We start from the raw sequence: 19,732 nt of genomic DNA on the forward strand, positions 1-19,732 counted from the left end.
CTCAGGTGGTGTGCACGATCAGCACGTCGGTCCGGGACCGGCGGGCTGCCTCGGAGGGCACCGAGCCGAGGATCCGGCCGGCCAGACTACGCAACCCGCGGTTACCTACCACCAGCAGTTCCGCCTCGTGTTTGGCGACCACCTTGAGCAGGGTTTCCACTGGTTTCCCGGAAACCGCCACGGTGTCGATCTTGGTGGCGCCATGCGCGCGGGCCCGTTCGGCGGCCCTGCGCACCGTGTCCTCCGCCGGGTTCGAGCCGACGACCTGGTAGGCCACGTCGTCGCCAAGCTCGTCCCTTGCCTTGGCTACCTCGCGTTCGTCCGTGGGGAAATACGCGCAGGCGATCACCAAGGTAGCTCCCGCAGTGCCAGCCAGCTCCGCGGCACGGGCTACCGCATGCAACGACGAATCCGAGCCGTCCGTGCCGACGACAACGGTGTGGTACATGCTCATGGGCGTCCTCCCGGATGGATGACCGACGGGCAGATCGCGGTGGCCGAGTACCGGCGGCCACCGGTCATCGTTGGCAAGGACCCTACTGGCAAGTCAACTAACGTGCATTGCCTCAGCTGCTGGCGTGCGGTGTCGAACCCTGCGTAACCGGCTCCTCGGTAGCCGGACTATCGGCCGGTGAGTCTTCGGCGGGTTGCTCGGCGGTCCCGTTCTCGGCTAGCGAGCCCCCTGGTGCTGGGCTCTCTGGTTCTGGGCTCCCTGGTGTTGGGCTTCCCGTTTCTGGGCTCCCTGGTGTTGGGCTTCCCGTTTCTGGGCTCGCCGCCGACGGTTTCGCCTGCTCGGCCGCGGCCGGCTCCTGCTCCTGCTCGGTGGCGCGCTCCTGCGGCAACGGATCGAGCACCTGCGCGGAGCCGTCCAGCGCGGCGCCCGCCTCCTGCAGCACCGTGCGCGCGGACTCCAACTGGTTGGCGATCTGGCTACGCAGCGAACGCAGCGCCTCTACGCGCTCGACCGCGTGATTGATCCGCCGGTTGGCTTCCTCGGTCGCCTCGCGCACCCTGCGATGTGCCTCGTCGCTGGCTTCCTGCAGGCGCGCGTTCGCTTCGGTGATCGAGTCATGCCGTCGCTTGTTGGCTTCCTCGGTGGACTCCCGCCGTCGACGTTCGGCCTCGGCCTTGCTCTCCGCCTGTTCCTGGGCGACGCGCTCGCGGATCTCGGTCGCCTCTTCGGTGGCTTCCCGAACGCGTCGTTCGGCCTCGGCCTTGCTTGCGGCTTCCTGCTCGGCCAACTGGCGCATGGATTCGGTGCGCCGCCCAGCCATCGCGATCTCGAAGTCCTCTTCGACCTGGATTCGCCGCTGTTCGGCCTCGGCGTCCAGCCGGTCGCGTTCGGCCGCGGCCGTGCTGGTGATCTCCTCGGCCTTGGCGCGGGCGGTTTCCAGTACGCCGCGATGCTCGGCTTCCATCTCGGCACGCCGCTCATCGAGCTCGGTGAGCATCTTGTCGTACCTGGCCCGCAGCTCGGTGGCGTCCGATTCCGCTTTTGCCCGGATATGTCCGGCTTCGGCCTCGGCGCGTGCTTTGGTTTCGGTTGCCTCGTCCTGGGCCAGCCGCAGCATCCGCTGCAGCCGCTCGGAAAGGCCCTCCATGGTGGTCGGCGGCAGCGAAAGGCGGTCGATCTGGCCGCGCAGGTCGTCGATCTCCGAACGCGCCGATTCGAGTTGCCGTGCCAGGTCGTTTGCCTGGGAGTACGCGGCATCGCGGTCGAACGCGAGCTGCTTCAGCTCGTTGTCGACCCGCTCGAGGTGTTCCTCGACCTGACCGCGACTGTATCCGCGCTTCGTGATGTCGAACCCGGCGCCAAGGGGGACGAGCTCACGTTCGTCGCTTAAGCCCATGGGGTCACGGTACCTGGCAGCGCGGATTCCGGTGGGCGACTCCCCGGAGTCGGCACGCTCATACGCCGCGGAACCGGTTGATCGCGCTCAGATGCCGGGCGCGCTTGTCCTGATCGCGCACGCCGAGACCTTCCTCTGGCGCCAGACACAGCACGCCAACCTTGCCCTGATGCGCGTTGTGGTGCACGTCGAGCGCGGCCTGTCCAGTTTCCGCGAGCCCGTAGGTCTTCGACAGGGTGGGGTGGATCAGCCCCTTGTCGATGAGCCGGTTGGCCTCCCAGGATTCCCGGTAGTTCGCGAAGTGCGAGCCGATGATCTGCTTCAGGTTCATCCACAGGTACCGGTTGTCGTACTGGTGCATATACCCCGAAGTGGACGCGCAGGTGACGATCGTGCCACCACGGCGGGCCACGTACACCGAGGCGCCGAAGGTTTCCTTGCCCGGATGTTCGAACACGATATCCGGGTCCTCGCCGCCCGTGAGCTCGCGGATTCGCGCGCCAAAACGCTGCCATTCCTTCGGATCCTGGGTGTCCTCGTCGGACCAGAATCGGTAGCCCTCGGCGCTGCGGTCGATGATCAGCTCGGCGCCCATCTTCCGGCAGATCTCCGCCTTCTGCTCGTTGGAGACCACACACACCGGAATCGCCCCACCATTGAGCGCGAACTGGGTGGCATACGAGCCGAGTCCGCCGGAAGCTCCCCAGATCAGCACTACATCGCCCTGCTTGACGTCCGCGCCGTTGCGCGAGACCAGCTGCCGGTACGCGGTGGAGTTCACCAGACCAGGCGAGGCGGCTTCCTCCCAGGTCAGATGCGCTGGTTTGGGCATCAACTGGTTGGCCTTGACCAGCGAGAGTTCCGCGAGCCCACCGAAGTTCGTCTCGAATCCCCAGATGCGCTGCTCGCTGTCCAGCATCGTGTCGTTGTGCCCGTCCGGGCCCTCGAGTTCGACGTTGAGACAGTGCGCCACCACCTCATCGCCAGGCTGCCAGGAGTGCACGCCGGGCCCGGTGCGCAGCACCACGCCGGACAGATCCGAGCCGACCACGTGGTAGGGCAGATCGTGCCGGGCGGCAAGTGGCGAGAGCTTGCCGTACTTCTTGAGGAATTTGAAGGTGGAAACCGGCTCGAAGATCGAGGTCCACACCGTGTTGTAGTTGATCGCGCTGGCCATCACGGCGATCAACGCCTCGCCGGGACCGAGTTCAGGGGTGGCGACTTCGTCCAGATGCAGCGAGGCACGTGGATCCTTGTCCTTGCTGGGTACCCCGGCGAACATATCGGCCTCGTCGGCATGCACCGTCACCCCGCGGTAATGGTCCGGGATCGGTAGATCGCTGAGTGCCGCGGCGCGGTCGGGCTCGTCGGCAAGGATGGTGTCAAGGATCTTTCGCACGGCTGACCTCCATGCGGTGGACGTCGTTGGTTCACGGCGGAAGGTTGAGATTACCGGCCGGTAACGCAAGTCGCGCACCAGTGTGAGTGAGGGCACCTGAATAGAGGCCGATGGTTACCCGAAAGTGGGCTTTTGACCTTTGACCGGCCGGCCAATCAAGGCGGACAATTGAGGCGTCAGCCAGCGAGGTCACCCGGAATGTGCTTTTCGGGCGTGCCTGATCGGCACGTTTCGCCTGATCTCTGCATAACCGGAGGAGGTTGTGATGAGTGATCTCTCCACGCGGTCTTGGACTCGTTGGCAGGACTGGGGCGAGGTGGTTCTCGGCGTCGTGGTGGCGCTGACCCCGCTGTGGTTCGACACGTCGACCGGTGCGATGTGGACGATGGTCATCCTCGGTGCGCTCGTGGCGCTCGACGGGCTCGCGTCCCTGGCGATGCCCGGTATGGTGTACGCCGAATGGTTCCAGATGGTGCTGGGTGCCCTGCTGTTCATTTCGCCATGGGTGTTGACCTACACCGATATGACCGGTGCGGCCTGGACCTCATGGATCGGTGGCGCACTGATCGTGCTGGCCGGGGCGGCCGCGCTGCCTGCCGCGACAAGCGCACACGGGCGGACCGCCGGCCAGCACTGACCGGGCTCGTGCGGCGTCGCGAGCAGACGCCGAGGAGTGTTCGGTGGTTGGTTCGAGTTCGTCGCGGCGAGCTGGCAAGGCTCAGGATCCGTCCGCTCGGGAGCGGATCCTGAGCGCTGCCGAGGAATTGTTTGCCGCCCGCGGTTTCGACGCCACGCCGACTTCGCGGATCGCCGATCGTGCCGGGGTGCCAAAGGGACTGGTGCACTACTACTTCCGGCGCAAACGAGATCTGCTCGTGGCGCTGGTGGACCGGTTGCCTTCGGAGGCGGTGGAGCCAGCCTCGGTGGTCGTGCAGGGTGATCTGGCGGCTAGCCTGCGCGGCTTGGTCGCCGAGCTGGACGCCCGGCTTGCCTCTTCGCGCGTACTGTCCCATCTGCTCTGGCGGGAGGCCGATACGCACGAGGTGGTTCGGGTTGCCATGCAGGAGCGCTATCAGCGCATCGTTGATCTACTGCGCACGGTCATCCTCGCGGCCGGTGCGGGCGGTCTGGCACTCGCCGATGTGGACAGTGCGGCCGGCTTGCTCGCGCTCGCGGTGAGCTACCGGCATTCTGTCGCCAGGCACTCGGACGTCAGACAGTGGGAGGACACCGGACAAGCCGGTACGGCCGACCCTGCGGATGACATGCGGCGGGAGGTGGCCTTCATTGCCACGGCCCTGCAGCACCGCTGCTGGGCCAATGGTTAGCGCGCTGCAGCACCGCTGCTGGGTTAGTGACTAGCGCCCTGCGGCACCGCTGCTGGGCTAGTCACTAGCGGCTGGTTCCACGAGTTCCACCAGCACGCCACCGGCGTCTTTGGGGTGTACGAAGTTCACCCTGCTGTTCGCGGTGCCGCGTTTGGCCTGCGGGTAGAGCAGCCGGAGACCGCGTTCGGTGAGCGCGGTGGTCACCGCGTCGATATCGGTGACGCGGTAGGCGAGTTGTTGTAGCCCGGGGCCGTTGCGGTCGAGGAACTTGCCGATCGTCGAGTCCGCGCTGAGCGGGGCGAGTAGTTGCACGGCCGCGCCCGTCCCATCGTCGGTTGCCGCGCGCAGCATTGCCTCGCGCACGCCCTGTTCGGCGTTTTCCTCGACGTGTACCGCGGCCAGCCCGAAGTTGTCCCGGTAGAACGCGATCGCCTCGTCCAGGTCGGCGACCGCGACGCCGACATGATCGATCCCGGTGACGTACTGCTGCAGCGCTGCATCCATGCGCCGGAGTGTACGACCGTATCCAGCGACCTGGGCCGCGCGTACCGCGCCGTGAGCGGTGTTCGTGCAGTTCAGCAGGGGGTGTAAAACTGCTCACACGGCTGTCGGGCTACTGGGCGGTATGGTCGAGCCAACTTCAGGCACGGCTCGTCAGTTCTATGGAGGCTGTCTCATGTCCGGTTCGGTGCTCGTATCCGGGGCGCGTACCCCGATAGGACGGTTGCTTGGCTCGCTCAAGGACTACTCCGGCGCGCAGCTGGGTGGTGTCGCGATCAAGGCGGCGCTGGAGCGTTCCGGGATTGGGCCGGAGCAGGTGCAGTACGTGATCATGGGCCAGGTGCTTACTGCGGGGGCCGGGCAGATACCGGCCAGGCAGGCGGCGGTGCATGCGGGTATCGGGATGGACGTGCCTGCGTTGACCGTGAACAAGGTCTGCCTTTCCGGGCTGGACGCGATCGCGCTCGCCGATCAGCTGATCCGGGCTGGCGAGTTCGACATCGTCGTCGCTGGCGGGCAGGAGTCGATGACGCAGGCGCCGCATCTTTTGCCGAGGTCGCGGTCCGGGTTCAAGTACGGCGATACCGCGCTGGTTGATCACCTTGCCTTCGACGGGCTGCACTGCGCTTTCGACCAGGTCGCCATGGGCGCGGCCACCGAGAAATACAACTCCCGCTACCAGTTGAGTCGCGCGGAGCAGGATGAGTTCGCCGCGCGCTCGCACCAGCTCGCCGCGGCCGCGGCGGCGGCCGGCCGGTTCGACGCGGAACTCGCCCCGGTGAGTATCCCGCAGCGTAAGGGTGATCCGGTCGAGTTCGGTTCGGACGAGGGCGTGCGTGCGGACACCACGGCGGAGGGCTTGGCCAAGCTGCGTCCCGCTTTCGCCTCGGATGGCACGATCACCGCGGGTTCCGCGTCGCAGATTTCCGATGGCGCCGCGGCCGTTGTGGTGATGAGCAAGGCAAAGGCCGAGGAGCTTGGCGTCGAATGGTTGGCTGAGATCGGCGCGCACGGCGTGGTCGCCGGGCCGGACGCCAGCCTGCACGAGCAGCCGTCGAATGCCATCAAGGCGGCACTGGGCAAGGCGGGGCTGGATGCCAGTGCGCTGGATCTGGTGGAGATCAACGAAGCGTTCGCCGCGGTCGGGCTGGTGTCCACCAAGGAATTGGGGATCGACCCGGACAAGGTCAATGTGGACGGTGGAGCGATCGCGCTTGGCCATCCGATTGGCGCCTCTGGCGCGCGCCTCGCGGTGCATCTCGTCCATGAGTTGAAGCGGCGCGGCGGCGGGCTTGGCGCGGCGGCGCTCTGTGGTGGCGGTGGGCAGGGCGACGCATTGCTGCTCCGGGTGTGATCCGGGCTGGCCGTGGCGAAATCCGTTGATGTCGGGGAGCTGGTGGATCGAGCTCGCGCCGGTCAACCCCGGGCGATCGGCCGGCTCATCTCGCTGGTCGAGGATGCGCACCCGCAGCTTCCGGAGATCGCTGCCGCGCTGGTGCCGTATGCCGGGCATGCCAGGATCGTCGGGCTGACCGGACCGCCCGGTGTCGGCAAATCGACGACGACCGCGGCGTTGATTTCGGCGCTGCGGGCGAGTGGTGCACGGGTCGGGGTGCTTGCCGTCGATCCGTCTTCGCCGTTCTCCGGTGGTGCGTTACTCGGTGATCGCATTCGGATGACCGAGCACGCCACGGACAGCGGGGTGTTCATCCGGTCCATGGCGACAAGGGGGCATCTCGGCGGGCTGGCTTGGGCGAGCCCGCAGGCGATCCGCGTGCTGGACGCCGCTGGGTTCGACGTGGTTCTTGTTGAGACTGTCGGCGTTGGACAGTCTGAAGTGGACGTTGTCTCGCTCGCGGACAGTACCGTCGTGCTGCTGGCGCCGGGAATGGGTGACGGTATCCAGGCGGCCAAGGCTGGTGTGCTGGAGATCGCGGACGTTTTCGTGGTGAACAAGGCGGACCGGGACGGTGCCGATCTCGTCGAGCGCGACCTGCGGCAGATGATCTCGCTGGCGCGCAGGGAAATACGTGGGCCGAGCTGGCGGCAACCGATCGTACGTAGCGTGGCCCCGCGTGGCGAGGGGGTCGATGAACTGGTGGCCGCGCTGGACAAGCATCGGGATTGGCTCGCGGCGCATGATGAGTTCGCGGTGCGGCGCCAGCGGCGTGCCGAAAGCGAGGTGCAAGCCATCGCGATCGAGCGGTTGCGGGCCCGGTTCGGCGATATTCGTGGTGCGGCCGGCCGCAGCGTGCTGAGCACGGCGGCCGGGCGGGTCGCCGCCGGCGAACTCGATCCGTACGCCGCGGCGGACCAGATGATCGCCGCCCTGGACGGATAGCCCGGCCGTGCGTGGCGGCGCCGGGTTGCGTGCCGGCCATACGATGCTGGCCGGTCAGCACCCATAGCGGGAGGTCCGCAGCATGCGTATCCGGAGAACGCTCACGGCATTGTCGAGTCTGATCGCGGTCGCCCTGGTGACCTTGAGCGGCCATGCCGCGGCGGAGCCAGCGAGTGGAACGGCGCCGCTGATCGTGGGCGGTACGGATGCCACCGAGGCCTACCCGTTCGCTACCGCGTTGCTGAACAGCGCCGACGAGTCCTTTGTGTGCAGTGCATCGTTGGTCGAGCGGCAATGGGTACTCACCGCCGCGCATTGCGTCTACTCGATGCAGCCGGGCGAGCTCAAGGTGCGGGTGGGTAGCCACGACCGCACCAGCGGTGGCGAGGTGCGTGCCGTCAGCAAGCTGACGCTGCACCCTGACTACGACGACACCGAGCAAACCAGGGTCGACGCGGACATCGCGCTCGTCAAGCTGGCCGAGCCGGTCACCGAGTCCGCCCCGGTCGAGCGAGCTTCCGAGCAAACCGAGCCGGGTACCGAGGGCCGGCTGCTTGGTTGGGGACAGCAGTGCGCGGAGCCAGGTGGTTGTGACTCGGCGGTCACGCTCCAGGAGCTGGATACGGTCACCGTTGGCGATGGATGTGGCTATGGCTACAACCCGGATACCGAGTTCTGCCAGGATCCCGGACCGGGCAAGGGTATGTGCTTTGGTGACTCCGGCGGGCCGCATCTGCTTCCCACCGAGCACGGCTGGCGGCTTGCCGGGGTGACCGTGCGGCTCGGCTACTACGAGGGCGGCGATATGCCGGATTGCGGGCAAGGAGCCACGATTGCCACGGACGTGGCCTACTACGACGACTGGATCGACACCGAACTAGCCCGCTGACTCAACTAGCCCGCTGACGTGGCATGGCACGCTCTGTGACCGCGTTCTTTAAGGTTAGCGAGCTTCGGCGAGTACCGGTGGCAGTGGTTCGGTGTGGAGGACACCGAGCCGCTGTGTGGCGCGGGTGAGCGCGACGTAGAGGTCGTTCAACCCGCGCGGTGATTCGGCGAGGATCAGCTGCGGTTCGGCGACCAACACGGAATCGAACTCCAACCCCTTTGACTGCTCGACGCTCAGGGTCACCACCCGTGCGGTGAGGTCCGGGTCGGCGCTGGCCGCGGCCTCCGGCACCGCCGAGGCGATCCGGTTGCCGATCGCGTGCACCTGCTCGGTTGGCACGATCACCGCGAGCGTGCCCTCGCCAATCCGCACGGCTTCCTTGGCCGCGCATTCCACCAGCCGGTCCGCGAGCGGCCCATCGATGCGCTCCTGCCACGGGGCGACACCGGTGTCCCGAACGGAGCGCGGCGCGGCGAGTTCCGGGTTGATCTCGGCAAGCAGCCGCGCGGCCACCGCCATGATCTCGCTCGGGGTGCGGTAGTTGACGGTCAGTTCGACCTTGCGCCACCGGTCGCCGACATAGGGCTCGAGCGCGCTCGACCACGAGGTACTGCCCGCCGCGCCACCGGTCTGCGCGACATCGCCGACCAGCGTCATCGACCGGCTGGGGCAGCGCCGCATCAGCAGCCGCCAGGCCATCGCGGACAGCTCCTGCGCCTCATCCACGATGACATGCCCGAACGTCCAGGTGCGGTCGGCCGCGGCTCGCTCGGCGGTGGTGTGCGGCGCGGAGCGCTCATGCCGCTCGGCCAACCGGTACGCGTCCAGCAAGTCGGTCGCCATCAGGATGTCCGGATCAGCGTCGTCGGCCAGATCCATGATGTCCAGCACGCCCTGCGCGTAGTCGATCGCCTGGCGCTGCTGGCGTTGCTCCCGCTCCCGTGCCTCGGGGTCATGCTCACCGAGCAGTTCAGCGGCCTCATCGAGTAGCGGGACGTCCGCGGGTGTCCACGGTGCTGTCGGCTCCCGCAACAGCAGATCTCGTTGTTCGACGGGAAAATCGCGCATGGCGGCGGCGATCCTGGCGGGGGCGCGGAACAGGTCGGTGAGTAGTTGCTCGGGGGAGAGCAGCGGCCACAGCCAGGTCAACGTCGCCTGCACGGTGTCCGACTCGGACAGTTCGCGGCGGATATCGGTCAGGTCCGCCTCGTCGAGTAGTTCCGCACCGAGCCGTGCGGCGACCTGGTCGGCGAGCGCGTTGACGATCTCGCGAACGAAAATCGGCCGCGCCTCGTTATGCGTGCGCTGTGAGCTGCGCGCCTTCTCTCTCGCCTGAGCGCAGGTTTGCGGATCAAGTAGCAGCGTCTCGCGGTCGAAGCTGACCTCGATCGCGGTGCTGGGTACCCGTTCGCGATCGGCGACCGCGGCGGCGAGTACCTCGACCATTCGCGTGCTGCCCTTGAGCGTCGTGGTCTCGACGGATTCCTTACCGCGCGCGGTGATCCCGGGGTAGAGGTCACCAATCGTGCTCAACAGCACGTCCGTCTCGCCAAGCGAGGGGAGTACCTGCCCGATATAGCGCAGGAAGGTGGGGTTCGGACCCAGCACCAGCACCCCACGCTTGGCCAGCTGCTCCCGGTAGGTGTAGAGCAGGTAGGCGGCGCGGTGCAGCGCGACCGCGGTCTTGCCGGTGCCGGGGCCGCCCTGCACGACGAGTACGCCGGTCAATCCCGAGCGGATGATCCGATCCTGTTCGCCCTGGATCGTCGCGACGATATCGCTCATCTGCCCGGTTCTGCTGGCGTTCAGCGCGGCGAGTAGCGCGGATTCGCCGGCGAGGCCGTCCCTGCGCTCCGGGTCGGCGATGTCGAGATCGAGTACCTCGTCGTCGATCGCGGTCACCGTTCGGCGCCGGGTCCGGATATGCCGACGCCGGCGCACTCCGTCCGGTGCCGCGGCCGTGGCGAGGTAGAACGGGCGCGCGGCCGGCGCCCGCCAGTCCATCAGCAGTGGCTCGTAGTCACCCTGTTCATCGAAAAGACCAAGTCGCCCGATGTACTGGTGTTCCTCGTGCTGGAAATCAAGGCGACCGAAGCACAGACCATTCTCTACGGCGCTGAATTGCGCGATCCGATCCGAGTAGATCGACGCGGAGATATCCCGTTCCCGTTGGTGCTGGTGATTACTGCTGTTCTCACCGAGCACTTTGGACAGACCTGTCGTTGCCTGCTCGCGCAGCTCGTCGAGCTTGGCATACAACATCGACACGTATTCCTGCTCACGCGCTATCTCGGCTTCTTCGCGCTGCTCCCGCGAACCACCTGACGACATTGACAAACTAGCCTCGCCTTTGCTAAAATCCAGCCACGGTTTCTCCCGAATTCTCCGGGAATCTCACACGCCCGACTGGAAAACATAGCAAGTTTCCTGGTTATTCCGCCAGCGGGACATCCGCCGGGTCGGGTGGCCGGCAGTATACAGCCGTGATCTCACCGTCCACAATGGTCTCGCCGGCGCCGTGTGGGATGACCACCGTGCTGCCCCTGCCGATCGGCAGCGGCGGACCCGATTCGGGACGTAGCGTCGCGGTCCCGCTGAGTGCAACCAGTACCCCATAGCACGGAGCGAGTCGTGCCTGCGTGCTGATCCGCAGCCACTCCGCTCGGAAGAACGGGTTGGCCGCCGCGGGCAGCGGGTTCAACCTCGGGCCATCGCCAGGTCCACGGTGCACTACCTCGGCCAGCCGGGCAGCTGACCAGCCGGAGTGATCCAGGCAGCGCAGGGCGTTCGGATAGCCGATGCCCAGGTGCGCTTTCGCCGCGTCGGGGAGAAAGTCCTGCCATTCCAGGGTTATCGACAGGTCGGTTGGCTGCTGTAGCTCGACGATGAACACCCCGGCGCCGATCGCGTGCGGTACACCTGCCGGTACGAACACGGTGTCCCCCGGATTGACGGTGATCGCGTTGAGCGCGTCGAGCATTGCCGCGCTGTCCTGCTCGGCGACCCAGCCAGCAACCGTCTGCGGGTCCTGGTCCTCCCGGAAGCCAAGGTAGACGGTGCGGTCGGGGGAATCCGTGTGCACCACCACCCAGGCTTCGGTCTTCCCGCAACCGGCGGAGAGCTGTGTCCTGGCGAAGGCGTCATCCGGATGACAGTGCACCGGCAGTCGCTGGCCGGCATGCAGCAGCTTCACCAGTAGCCCGGTGTTCACGCCGAGCGCATCGTGCTGCGCGGCGCCGAGCCAGCCGAGCGGATCGGCCGCAACCGCATCGCGGAGTAGCCGGCCATCCGCCAGTGTGCTCAGGCCGTGCGCCTGCTGGCCGAACAGCGTGGTGGCCGAAGCTACCCAGTCTTCCGGGCCGAATTCCGCGGCGTCCACGCTGCCGCGCAGCTCGGCGATGGCGGCACCGCCCCGATAGAACTGCGGGGGCTGATTCGCCGGCAGTAGCTCGATGGTGGGCGGACGGCTGGCGTTCATGTACTGACCTCTCCTGAGCCACGTGGCACCAGCCGTACCGGCAGGACCACTTGTTTCGCGGGGGTGGAATCTCCCCGCATTCTGGCGAACAGCCGCTCCGCCGCGGCCCTGCCGAGTTCGGCGGGATCATGCGCGATCACGGTGACCGCGGGCCGCAGCAGATCGGCCAGTTCGAAATCATCGAAACCCACCAGCGCCGGCCGGTGATCCCGCTCGTGCAGCGCGCGCAGCGCATGCACGGTGGCCCTGTTGTTCCCGGTGAACAACGCGGTCGCGGGGGATGGGCCGTCGAGGACGGCGCGCAACGCGTCGCCGATGCTCGCTTCGGTTGGCGCGGCCATCTGAATCAGGTGCTCGGGTAGTTCGATACCCGCGAGCGCGCAGCCCTCGCGAAAACCCCGCAGGCGTTCGCCGGCGGTGAAGATGTGCGAGCTGTCGCCGAGGAAAGCGATCCGCCGGTGTCCGTGCGCGGCCAGATGCGCGACGGCCGCGCGGGCACCGCCCACGTTGTCCACCAGAACCGTGTCCGCGGTCAGTCCGCGGGGCGGGCGGTCCGCGCAGACGATGGGAGTGCCGGCGTGCTGCTCCGGCGCGAGGTAGCCGTGCTGGTCGCCGGTCGGCACGACGATCAGCCCATCCACCCTGCGGGCGCAGAACTCCGCGGCCAACTGGTGTTCCCTGGTGGGGTCCGCGTCCGAGGAACCGGTGAGCACCTGGCAGCCGTGGCTTCGGGCGACCTCTTCGACGGCACGGGTTAGCCCGGAGTAGAACGGATTCGACACGTCCTCGAGGACCAGCCCAACGGTGCCGGTGGAGCGTCCGCGCCGGAGATTGCTCGCGCCGATATGGCGCCGGAATCCGAGCGAGTCGATCGCGGCGAGGACCTGGCTCGCGGTATCCGGGTGCACCCCTGGCTCGTCGTTGACCACTCGGGACACGGTTTTGACGCTCACCCCGGCCAGCCGGGCGACATCGGTCATCGTCGCCCGGCGAGATGCTGGTAGGGGGTGCGCGAACGGGGAGTCTGACAACGATGTCATAGCGCGGAGATTTCACCCTGCCTGGGGCTGTCGTGTCAACTGCCCCAGGCGGCCAGTCGGAACCGACCAGTCTTGCGATACGTCGACTAGTTATCTGTCACATCTGGAGTTATCACTGACGAATCGAGGCGGTCATGCCGGTATTCCTCCGGATCCTGCGCGTCGTGCTGCTCGTCGGCGGGTTCGCCTTCCTGGTGCTCGCGCTGGCACAGGAGATCTTCTACGCCAAGGGAAGTGGCCGCCTCGATGTAGAGCTGACCTGCACACCCGATGAGTTCGAGCCGCTGGTCACGGTGTGCTCGACCGATCTGATGCCGAACAACAGCGTGTTCGCGGACATCCGGATCAGGGACGTGCTCTATGCGGTCATCGGGATCGGGTTCCTGCTCGCGGCGCTGATCGTCAGCCTCAGTGGTATTCGCAGGGCGCTGTTGCCAGGGCCGGTGCGGACCGGTTCGGCCCAGCTTGCCGCGCCGATGCCGGCGGGTCCAGCTGCCGGAGTTGCCTATTCGCCGGTGCAGTTCCCGCAGCCCGGACAGCCCGGATGGTCAGCGCCACCCGGGCACGGCGCGCCGTGGTCACCGGACCAGCCGCCACGGTGAGCGCGGTCACGCAGCACACTGAGGGGGAGCCGTCGATCCCCGACCCGTAGGAGAGCCCGTGCTGAGTACCGCGAGTGGCAAGTTCCGCGTTATCGCCTTCGCTGAGGCGGCTTCCTGGTTGGGCCTGCTGATCGGGATGTACGTGAAGTATCTGGGCAGCGGTTCGGAAATCGGCGTGAAGATTTTCGGTCCCGTACACGGTTTCCTGTTCGTGGCCTACGTGCTGATCGCGATCTGGGTGGCCAAGCCGTTGAACTGGAACGGCCGGATGCTGGTGCTGGCACTACTGGCAAGCATCCCGCCGCTGTTCACCGTGCTGTTCGAGCGCTACGCCACCCGGGCGGGCAAGCTGTCCGATGGGGAAACCAGCGAAACCACCGAGACGGCTTGAGTAAGCCATCCGCCTAGCGTTCGAGCATGCCTAGTTCTCGAAGTCGCCGACCGCCTTGCGCACCTTCGCCAGTAGCTCGGTGAGCTGCTCCGTCTGCTTGCCGGTGAGCCCGCGCAGGCCGAAGTCCACGGCGGTCACCGCTTCGGTGGCCGCCTCCCTGCGGGCCCGGCCCGCGTCGGTGATCTCCACGAGGGTGGTGCGCCGATCGGTCGGGTGTGGAATCCGCTTGACCAGATCGTCGGCCTCCAGTCGGTCCACGATGTTGGTCACGCTGGTCGGGTGCAGCTGCAGTCGCTCGCCCATCACGCGCATCGGCAGGCTGCCCTTACGTGCGAAGCTCAGCAGCACCAGCGCTTCGTACCTCGCGAAGGTGAGCCCATGCGGTTTCAAGGCCCCGTCCACGGCGGACTGGACGATTTGCTGAACCCGCATAATGCTGGTGACCGCGGCCATGGTCTCGGCCGGCCCGACGCGTTCGGCCCACAGCTCCGCGGCACGGGCAATGGGGTCGAAGGGCAGCGCGCGAGAACTCATGGGTACCGAAGTTACCAGTGAGTCGGAAATCGTCAGGCAACGTCTCCCGGTGTCGAAGTACGGAACAGCCGTGGGTAAGGAGTAGCAGCATGCTGGTGGCTTTTAGTGTCAGTCCGCTCGGTGGCGACTCGGACGGCGTGGCCGAGGCGGTCGCGGAGGCCGTCCGGGTGGTCCGCGAATCCGGGCTGCCCTGCGAGACCAACGCGATGTTCACGCTGGTGGAAGGGGAATGGGACGAGGTGATGGCGGTGCTCAAGCGCGCGAGCGAGGTAGTCGCCGCGCGGGCGCCGCGAGTGAGCCTGGTAATCAAGGCCGACATCCGACCAGGGCATACGAATCAACTGCGCGCCAAGGTGGAGCGGGTGGAGAGCTTGCTCGCCGAGTAACCCGCGTGCGGTGGACCCAGCGGCATCGGTGATGGACTTCGTGCCAGGATAGGTGTCGTGACACGGCCAGATCCACGCCAGCAAGCCGCAACCTCCGCAGCGCTGTCCGGTGCTGTCGATTTGTCCGCACTGAAGGCGCGTGCGGATGCCAATCGTCAGCAGGGCGGACAGCCCGCCGCGCCCACAGCCGAGGGCCAGTCCGGTGCCGCCAGTGCGCCAGGCGGCTTCGTGCTCGATGTGACCGAGGCCAGCTTCCAGGCCGACGTCGTCGAGCGCTCCATGGAGATCCCCGTCGTGGTCGATCTCTGGGCCGACTGGTGTCAACCGTGCAAGCAGCTTTCGCCTGTACTGGAGCGGTTGGCCGCGCGCGGTAATGGCACCTGGCTACTCGCCAAGGTCGATGTGGACGCCAACCCGCGGATCGCGCAGGTGTTCGGCGCGCAGTCGATCCCCATGGTGGTCGCGATCGCGGGCGGCCAGCCGGTGGACGCGTTCCAGGGCGCGTTGCCCGAGCCGCAGATCCAGGAGTGGCTGAACTCGCTACTGGACGCGCTCAGGGAGAAACTGCCGGGAATCAAGGCAGCCGAGGCCAATGCGCCGGCCGGTGCTGAGGAAGAGCCAGCCGAGCAGGAAGATCCCCGGTTCACCGAGGCCGAAGCGGCGATTGAACGCGCGGACTACGCGGCCGCGCAAGCGGTCTACGAGGGCATCCTGGCCAGTGAGCCGGGTAATGAGCAGGCGAAGGCCGCGCTGGCCCAGGTGCGGTTCGCGGGCAGGGCGCAGGCGCATGATCCCGCCGTCGTGGCAAGGGCGGATGCCGATCCGGCCGACGTCGAGGCGCAACTGGCCGCGGCAGACGTGGAACTGGCGGAACAGCGGGTGGCGGAAGCCTTCGCGCGGCTGATTCGTGCCGTGCGTGAACTCGCTGGCGATGACCGCAACCGCGTGCGCGAGCACCTGGTCGAGATGTTCGAGCTGTTCCCCGCGGACGATCCGCGAGTGGCCACCGCCCGACGTAACCTCGCCAGCGCGCTGTTCTAGGTCGGCGCCGTTCTGGGAAAACTGTGCCGAGCGTGCCGTGGCTGCACCCGGTCACCGCAAGATCCCTAAAGGTTGCGGTTCGGGTGTACCAGGCAACCTCCCCGTTCGTCCCGATAAGCACGCTAACCGTAAAGAACGCGGTCACGCTGGGAGCAGGTTGATGCCGTCGTGCGCGCGGACGTGCATCTCGCCATCGAGGGCATCGAGGACTCGGATACCGAAAGCGGGGTCCATGAGTTCGCTCGCTTCCTCGGCCGTCATCCAGCGAACTTCCCGTGCTTCGGGGGTGGCGTGGATGTCGCCGTCGCCAGGTGAGCAGCGGAACACGAGCGCGACGATTCCACGGCTGAGATTCTTGTAGATGCCCGTGAGCCGGTCGACTTGGACATTCATACCGGTTTCTTCGACGACTTCGCGGCGGAGGCCGTCCTCGAAGGTCTCGTCCAGTTCGAGGACTCCCCCTGGCATTTCCCACCGACCGTTGTCGCGGCGCCGAATGACCAGCACGCGGTCGCGCTCGTCGACAACGATGCCGGCGACGCTGACGGAATGCTTCGGATTGTCTGCCATGGCGAGTCACTACTTCCGGCTCGGATGGGCGCTACCGTTCGATGTCGCGTCCAGCGAGTCTGCTAGCAACCTTGCTAGCAACGCCGTGTATGACACACTAGAACACGCCTAGTCGTCCGTACGAGGAGCCGGTGTGCTGCAGCTTGGCCAACTGGATAGGACGGATGACCGGCCGCCGTATCGCCAGATAGCGGCGTTGCTGCGGGAGGCCATCGACCTTGGCGCCCTGGCGCCCGGTGAGAAACTTCCTTCCGAGACGGCGCTGACTCAACATTTCGGCGTGGCACGGATGACGGTGCGGCACGCCATTCTGGAACTTCGCGGCGAAGGTCTGGTAGCCGCCGAACATGGGCGCGGCGTGTTCGTACGAGCTATGCCGCCGGTGCGGCGGCTGGCATCCGATCGGTTCGCCAGAAAGCACCGCGCGGGCTCCGACGGCAAAGCTGCGTTCCTGGTAGAAGCGGAGAAGGCCGGATACACGGCAGACGTTGATCAACTTCGAATCTTTCGCGACAAGGCGTCCGAAGGTGTGGCTGAGCGGTTGCGATTACCACTTGGCTCGGAGCTGGTCGTGCGGGAACGGCGATACTTGGCTAACGGAAGGCCGATCGAAATCGCGACCTCGTACCTGCCAGCGGTGATCGCAGGCGGCACCGCCATCGAGGAACCCGATCCAGGTCCTGGCGGAATCTACGCACGGGTGGAAGAAGTCGGCCATCAGCTCACTCGGTTCACCGAGGAAGTCGGCGCTCGGATGCCCTCGCCCAATGAACGAAAGACCTTGGAGCTCGGTGCGAGCGTTCCGGTACTGACTGTCGTGCGTACGGCGTTTGACGCCGCCGACGTCGCAGTCGAGGTCTGCGACACGGTCAAGGTCGCGTCTGCTTACAAGCTCGAATACGACTTTCCTGCGCGCTGAGTGTTCGCGAAAGCAACATTGGTGGCCAAGCGTGTTGACACTTATCTAGACAACTAGGAGAGTTCATTTACGGCAACCAGACCGTTCGAATGAGCACGACCAAGGAATGGAAACACGATGAATATGGCCAGGTTTTACCGCTTTGACGCGTCAGGTGAGTGCACATTCTCGACTCGTCCGGCAAAGATCAAATGAGCTTCAACGCTACGTGGCGCCCTGGTCCCGACGCGGTGGCTGGTATGCACATTCTGGGGATGGCTTCTGGCGCCGCAGGACTGGTGATCTATCTACATCCGGATAGCTTGGCGATTACTCCACCTGCTGATCCTGCCCAATGGCCAGCTTTTGTACGGTTGATGCGAGAGATCCGGGATGGTGCCGATGAACTAGCGAGGTTCATGGATCAGGATCGATCGTCCTCACGCGACACGTAGGGAGTGTGTCTGATGAGCGGCGATGAAACATATCGGCATGCCTTGGTAGCACGGTTGCCGTTTCAGGCTGGAGGCGGAGCGTGCACTGTGCTGGTGCGTCGAGTCGATGGAAACGTGCAGCTACTCTTTCATGCCGTGCTCGACACGACTGCCGTACTGACAAGGAATCAAGTTGCGGAGTTGATCGACGCATTGAGTGCCGCCGTCGAGTAAGAGGCCGCGCTGACCAACCAGCGCGGCGGGGGCACTGCGCATCGGGGTAATGACCGTCGGCCTCGGCTACGCCGCGACCCTTGTCGCCACGGTCGCCTTCAGCTTCTTCCTCTGCTATCAATTCTGACGGTGGATCGCGCCGATAAGACCGCTGACTTCGATGCCGGAGCGCGGTGCCCCGGCATCGAAGTGGCGGACTAGCCGTAGTTCTTCTCGCAGGTTTGCATTCCGTCGGTGTAACCGGCGCGGAACGCGTCCACCATGCTGAAGCCGACCGCGTTGCGCTCACCGTTGAGGTCGGCGGCGATCAGACTCTGCGGGGCGAGCATCTCGGCGATCGCCTCGTCCAGATCACCTGGGGACAGCCGGAGCTGTTGCTGCTCGCCGTCATGCGGCTCGGATGCGAAACCAGCCCAACTACCGGTGAGACATGCCGTGCGCAGCCCGGCGTTGTCGTCGTCCAGTGCCGCGCCGGTCGCCTGCTGTACGGCCATGCTGTAGCGCGAGGCGATCTCACCGAAGGCGGCGAAGTCGCCGATACCGTCGCCCTCCATGCCGCTACTGCCACGTTGTGGTGGGGTAGCGAGCTCGTTCAGCGCCGCTACGTCCATCGCGATGACGTTCTCGTCCTGGCAGTAGGTCACTCGCGCGGTCGCGGTGCCGTCGGCGCATTCCGCGCCATCGGTGCGAAACTCCGGCGGGTTCGCCCCGGTGTCCCGGAAGGCCGCGTCCAGGCTCTGCTTGAGCAGGTTCAGGTACCGCTCCTCGATCTGCAGGTTGCCCTCACCGGCGTCCTGCTCGTTGAACGGCGTTTCGGTGATCCGCTCGGCCATTTCCTGCGCATCCATATCGGCACACCGCGCCACACCCTCGGTGAAACCCTCCTGGAAGGCGAAGACCCGGTCGAAGGCGCTGCCGTGCGCGCCCGGCGCGGTATACACCTGGCCGGCCTCGTCGCGAATCATGAACAGCGCACCGAGCACCTGGTTGATGCCCTCACCAGTGGATACCCGGAAATGCGAGGACTTGTCCTCAGCGATCCACCGGAAGAAGCCGCCCGCGTAGCAGTCCGCCTGCTGCTCCTTGATGATCGTCTGAGTGGTGTTGCTGATGTTGCTCTTCTCGCCGAGCCGGAACTGCACCGCGTGCCCCATCTCGTGGGCGAGCACGGTGACCACCGCCATCGGGCCGAACTGTTGGTTGAGCCCGGGAAGCAGGGTGCCCCTGTCCCAAGCCACGCTGTCGTCCAGCTGGCAGTAGAAGGCGTTGACCAGACCTTCGGTGCTCTCCCCGCAGATCTCCACGGGCGAGCTCTCCGCGTCGTAGGAGACGAGCCGTTTCACCGGTTCGAACTGCTCATCGAAGTTCTTCGGCATCTCGGCTTCCCAGAACTCGTAGAGATCGGCGACCGCGTTGATGGCGAGCTGGTCCATCTCGCTGTGGTCCGCGTTCTCCACGTCCAGGTCGGCGTCCTCGGCGCCTTCCTTCGGGCCGCTCTCGAAGTGCGTAACGGGCAGCCCACCGACGTCCCCGTGCGTCTGCGCGGTCCCCTCCACCGCCTTCTCGCTACATCCGGCGAGCATCAGCCCGCAGGCCAACACCGCGGTCAGTACCGAAAGTTTGCCGCGCCGGGCGGTCCCCATTCGTCGCGCCATCACCACATCGTTTCCGTTCCATCGGCTCAACCGGAGCCAACCGGTCTCCGTGCCTCCCCCGAGTTCGGCATCGATCCGCTGTGTCGAAGGTCCCCACCGAGCGAGCACAAGGTCAGTGCGCACCTTACTGGGCGGACTCGGCGCGCGCTCAGGGATCTACA

General features: G+C 66.2%; 21 protein-coding genes. 11 read left to right on the plus strand and 10 right to left on the minus strand.

The window, feature by feature from the left end:
* Window position 1: 1 nt before the first annotated feature.
* From EV191_RS21115 to ccrA, 3 genes are all read right to left on the minus strand, one after another.
* Complete coding sequence (locus tag EV191_RS21115) at window positions 2-454, minus strand: universal stress protein (RefSeq protein WP_132878869.1); 453 nt, start codon at window positions 452-454, stop codon at window positions 2-4.
* Window positions 455-566: 112 nt separating this feature from the next.
* Entirely contained in the window at window positions 567-1,850 is a 1,284-nt protein-coding gene (locus EV191_RS21120) for a chromosome segregation protein (RefSeq protein WP_243659104.1), read from the minus strand.
* 58 nt (window positions 1,851-1,908) lie between these two features.
* Complete coding sequence (gene ccrA / locus EV191_RS21125; RefSeq protein WP_424565489.1) at window positions 1,909-3,228, minus strand: crotonyl-CoA carboxylase/reductase; 1,320 nt, start codon at window positions 3,226-3,228, stop codon at window positions 1,909-1,911.
* Between the two features lie 286 nt (window positions 3,229-3,514).
* Between ccrA and EV191_RS21130 the strand changes: the two genes are divergently transcribed.
* Together EV191_RS21130 and EV191_RS21135 are read left to right on the plus strand one after the other, a co-directional pair.
* Window positions 3,515-3,886, plus strand: coding sequence for an SPW repeat protein (locus EV191_RS21130; RefSeq protein ID WP_132878871.1), 372 nt, complete (start codon window positions 3,515-3,517; stop codon window positions 3,884-3,886).
* 43 nt (window positions 3,887-3,929) lie between these two features.
* Window positions 3,930-4,577, plus strand: coding sequence for a TetR/AcrR family transcriptional regulator (locus EV191_RS21135; RefSeq protein WP_132878872.1), 648 nt, complete (start codon window positions 3,930-3,932; stop codon window positions 4,575-4,577).
* A gap of 57 nt (window positions 4,578-4,634) precedes the next feature.
* On the opposite strand, the gene mce is transcribed toward EV191_RS21135, so the two are convergent.
* Window positions 4,635-5,081 carry a methylmalonyl-CoA epimerase gene (gene mce / locus EV191_RS21140; protein WP_132878873.1) on the minus strand — a complete coding sequence of 149 codons (447 nt, stop codon included), beginning with the start codon at window positions 5,079-5,081 and terminating at the stop codon, window positions 4,635-4,637.
* A gap of 172 nt (window positions 5,082-5,253) precedes the next feature.
* Here mce and EV191_RS21145 point away from each other — a divergent pair, with 172 nt between their 5' ends.
* The 3 genes from EV191_RS21145 (at window position 5,254) to EV191_RS21155 (ending at window position 8,308) form a co-directional block, all read left to right on the plus strand.
* Complete coding sequence (locus EV191_RS21145; protein WP_132878874.1) at window positions 5,254-6,432, plus strand: acetyl-CoA C-acetyltransferase; 1,179 nt, start codon at window positions 5,254-5,256, stop codon at window positions 6,430-6,432.
* 12 nt (window positions 6,433-6,444) lie between these two features.
* Window positions 6,445-7,419 carry a methylmalonyl Co-A mutase-associated GTPase MeaB gene (meaB, locus tag EV191_RS21150; RefSeq protein ID WP_132878875.1) on the plus strand — a complete coding sequence of 325 codons (975 nt, stop codon included), beginning with the start codon at window positions 6,445-6,447 and terminating at the stop codon, window positions 7,417-7,419.
* A gap of 82 nt (window positions 7,420-7,501) precedes the next feature.
* Window positions 7,502-8,308 carry a S1 family peptidase gene (locus EV191_RS21155; RefSeq protein WP_132878876.1) on the plus strand — a complete coding sequence of 269 codons (807 nt, stop codon included), beginning with the start codon at window positions 7,502-7,504 and terminating at the stop codon, window positions 8,306-8,308.
* 54 nt (window positions 8,309-8,362) lie between these two features.
* Here EV191_RS21155 and EV191_RS21160 read toward each other — a convergent pair whose 3' ends face one another.
* The 3 genes from EV191_RS21160 to EV191_RS21170 all read right to left on the minus strand — a co-directional run bounded on the left by EV191_RS21160 (window position 8,363) and on the right by EV191_RS21170 (window position 12,766).
* Window positions 8,363-10,639 (minus strand): HelD family protein, encoded by a 2,277-nt coding sequence (locus tag EV191_RS21160; protein WP_132878877.1) that lies wholly within the window; start codon window positions 10,637-10,639, stop codon window positions 8,363-8,365.
* A gap of 100 nt (window positions 10,640-10,739) precedes the next feature.
* Window positions 10,740-11,786, minus strand: coding sequence for a class I mannose-6-phosphate isomerase (locus tag EV191_RS21165; protein WP_132878878.1), 1,047 nt, complete (start codon window positions 11,784-11,786; stop codon window positions 10,740-10,742).
* A complete protein-coding gene (locus EV191_RS21170) occupies window positions 11,783-12,766 on the minus strand; it encodes a LacI family DNA-binding transcriptional regulator (protein ID WP_132878879.1) in 984 nt (327 codons plus the stop codon). The genes EV191_RS21165 and EV191_RS21170 overlap by 4 nt, the downstream gene beginning before the upstream one ends.
* 194 nt (window positions 12,767-12,960) lie before the next feature.
* On the opposite strand from EV191_RS21170, the gene EV191_RS21175 reads away from it, so the two are divergent.
* A complete protein-coding gene (locus EV191_RS21175) occupies window positions 12,961-13,428 on the plus strand; it encodes a hypothetical protein (protein WP_132878880.1) in 468 nt (155 codons plus the stop codon).
* Window positions 13,429-13,486: 58 nt separating this feature from the next.
* Window positions 13,487-13,819, plus strand: a complete 333-nt coding sequence (locus EV191_RS21180; protein ID WP_132878881.1) for a DUF3817 domain-containing protein — start codon at window positions 13,487-13,489, stop codon at window positions 13,817-13,819.
* Between the two features lie 30 nt (window positions 13,820-13,849).
* Here the strand turns inward: EV191_RS21180 and EV191_RS21185 are convergent, their stop codons facing one another.
* A complete protein-coding gene (locus tag EV191_RS21185; protein ID WP_132878882.1) occupies window positions 13,850-14,353 on the minus strand; it encodes a MarR family winged helix-turn-helix transcriptional regulator in 504 nt (167 codons plus the stop codon).
* 89 nt (window positions 14,354-14,442) lie between these two features.
* Here EV191_RS21185 and EV191_RS21190 point away from each other — a divergent pair, with 89 nt between their 5' ends.
* Both EV191_RS21190 and EV191_RS21195 read left to right on the plus strand, forming a co-directional pair.
* Complete coding sequence (locus tag EV191_RS21190; RefSeq protein ID WP_132878883.1) at window positions 14,443-14,739, plus strand: MTH1187 family thiamine-binding protein; 297 nt, start codon at window positions 14,443-14,445, stop codon at window positions 14,737-14,739.
* 57 nt (window positions 14,740-14,796) lie between these two features.
* Complete coding sequence (locus EV191_RS21195; RefSeq protein ID WP_243659105.1) at window positions 14,797-15,780, plus strand: tetratricopeptide repeat protein; 984 nt, start codon at window positions 14,797-14,799, stop codon at window positions 15,778-15,780.
* Between the two features lie 141 nt (window positions 15,781-15,921).
* On the opposite strand, the gene EV191_RS21200 is transcribed toward EV191_RS21195, so the two are convergent.
* Window positions 15,922-16,350, minus strand: coding sequence for an NUDIX hydrolase (locus EV191_RS21200; protein WP_132878884.1), 429 nt, complete (start codon window positions 16,348-16,350; stop codon window positions 15,922-15,924).
* Between the two features lie 133 nt (window positions 16,351-16,483).
* Here EV191_RS21200 and EV191_RS21205 point away from each other — a divergent pair, with 133 nt between their 5' ends.
* The gene (locus EV191_RS21205; protein WP_132878885.1) at window positions 16,484-17,269 is read left to right on the plus strand and encodes a GntR family transcriptional regulator; all 786 of its coding nucleotides are present in this window, start codon (window positions 16,484-16,486) and stop codon (window positions 17,267-17,269) included.
* A gap of 446 nt (window positions 17,270-17,715) precedes the next feature.
* Window positions 17,716-17,916, plus strand: coding sequence for a hypothetical protein (locus tag EV191_RS21215; RefSeq protein ID WP_132878886.1), 201 nt, complete (start codon window positions 17,716-17,718; stop codon window positions 17,914-17,916).
* A 197-nt stretch (window positions 17,917-18,113) separates the two neighbouring features.
* Here EV191_RS21215 and EV191_RS21220 read toward each other — a convergent pair whose 3' ends face one another.
* Window positions 18,114-19,559 carry a neutral zinc metallopeptidase gene (locus tag EV191_RS21220; RefSeq protein WP_243659106.1) on the minus strand — a complete coding sequence of 482 codons (1,446 nt, stop codon included), beginning with the start codon at window positions 19,557-19,559 and terminating at the stop codon, window positions 18,114-18,116.
* Between the last annotated feature and the right edge of the window lie 173 nt (window positions 19,560-19,732).

Source organism: Tamaricihabitans halophyticus, assembly GCF_004340875.1.
Classification (GTDB): Bacteria; Actinomycetota; Actinomycetes; order Mycobacteriales; family Pseudonocardiaceae; genus Tamaricihabitans; species Tamaricihabitans halophyticus.

What these genes read in the sequence shown, in the direction of transcription:
- EV191_RS21155 (WP_132878876.1), top strand. Translation starts at nt 7,502, where the DNA reads ATGCGTATCCGGAGAACGCTCACGGCATTGTCGAGTCTGATCGCGGTC.
- EV191_RS21130 (WP_132878871.1), top strand. Translation starts at nt 3,515, where the DNA reads ATGAGTGATCTCTCCACGCGGTCTTGGACTCGTTGGCAGGACTGGGGC.
- EV191_RS21220 (WP_243659106.1), bottom strand. Translation starts at nt 19,559, where the DNA reads ATGGGGACCGCCCGGCGCGGCAAACTTTCGGTACTGACCGCGGTGTTG.
- EV191_RS21185 (WP_132878882.1), bottom strand. Translation starts at nt 14,353, where the DNA reads ATGAGTTCTCGCGCGCTGCCCTTCGACCCCATTGCCCGTGCCGCGGAG.
- EV191_RS21200 (WP_132878884.1), bottom strand. Translation starts at nt 16,350, where the DNA reads ATGGCAGACAATCCGAAGCATTCCGTCAGCGTCGCCGGCATCGTTGTC.
- EV191_RS21160 (WP_132878877.1), bottom strand. Translation starts at nt 10,639, where the DNA reads ATGTCGTCAGGTGGTTCGCGGGAGCAGCGCGAAGAAGCCGAGATAGCG.
- EV191_RS21215 (WP_132878886.1), top strand. Translation starts at nt 17,716, where the DNA reads ATGAGCGGCGATGAAACATATCGGCATGCCTTGGTAGCACGGTTGCCG.
- EV191_RS21190 (WP_132878883.1), top strand. Translation starts at nt 14,443, where the DNA reads ATGCTGGTGGCTTTTAGTGTCAGTCCGCTCGGTGGCGACTCGGACGGC.
- EV191_RS21175 (WP_132878880.1), top strand. Translation starts at nt 12,961, where the DNA reads ATGCCGGTATTCCTCCGGATCCTGCGCGTCGTGCTGCTCGTCGGCGGG.
- mce (WP_132878873.1), bottom strand. Translation starts at nt 5,081, where the DNA reads ATGGATGCAGCGCTGCAGCAGTACGTCACCGGGATCGATCATGTCGGC.
- EV191_RS21145 (WP_132878874.1), top strand. Translation starts at nt 5,254, where the DNA reads ATGTCCGGTTCGGTGCTCGTATCCGGGGCGCGTACCCCGATAGGACGG.
- EV191_RS21165 (WP_132878878.1), bottom strand. Translation starts at nt 11,786, where the DNA reads ATGAACGCCAGCCGTCCGCCCACCATCGAGCTACTGCCGGCGAATCAG.
- EV191_RS21170 (WP_132878879.1), bottom strand. Translation starts at nt 12,766, where the DNA reads ATGACCGATGTCGCCCGGCTGGCCGGGGTGAGCGTCAAAACCGTGTCC.
- EV191_RS21115 (WP_132878869.1), bottom strand. Translation starts at nt 454, where the DNA reads ATGAGCATGTACCACACCGTTGTCGTCGGCACGGACGGCTCGGATTCG.
- EV191_RS21120 (WP_243659104.1), bottom strand. Translation starts at nt 1,850, where the DNA reads ATGGGCTTAAGCGACGAACGTGAGCTCGTCCCCCTTGGCGCCGGGTTC.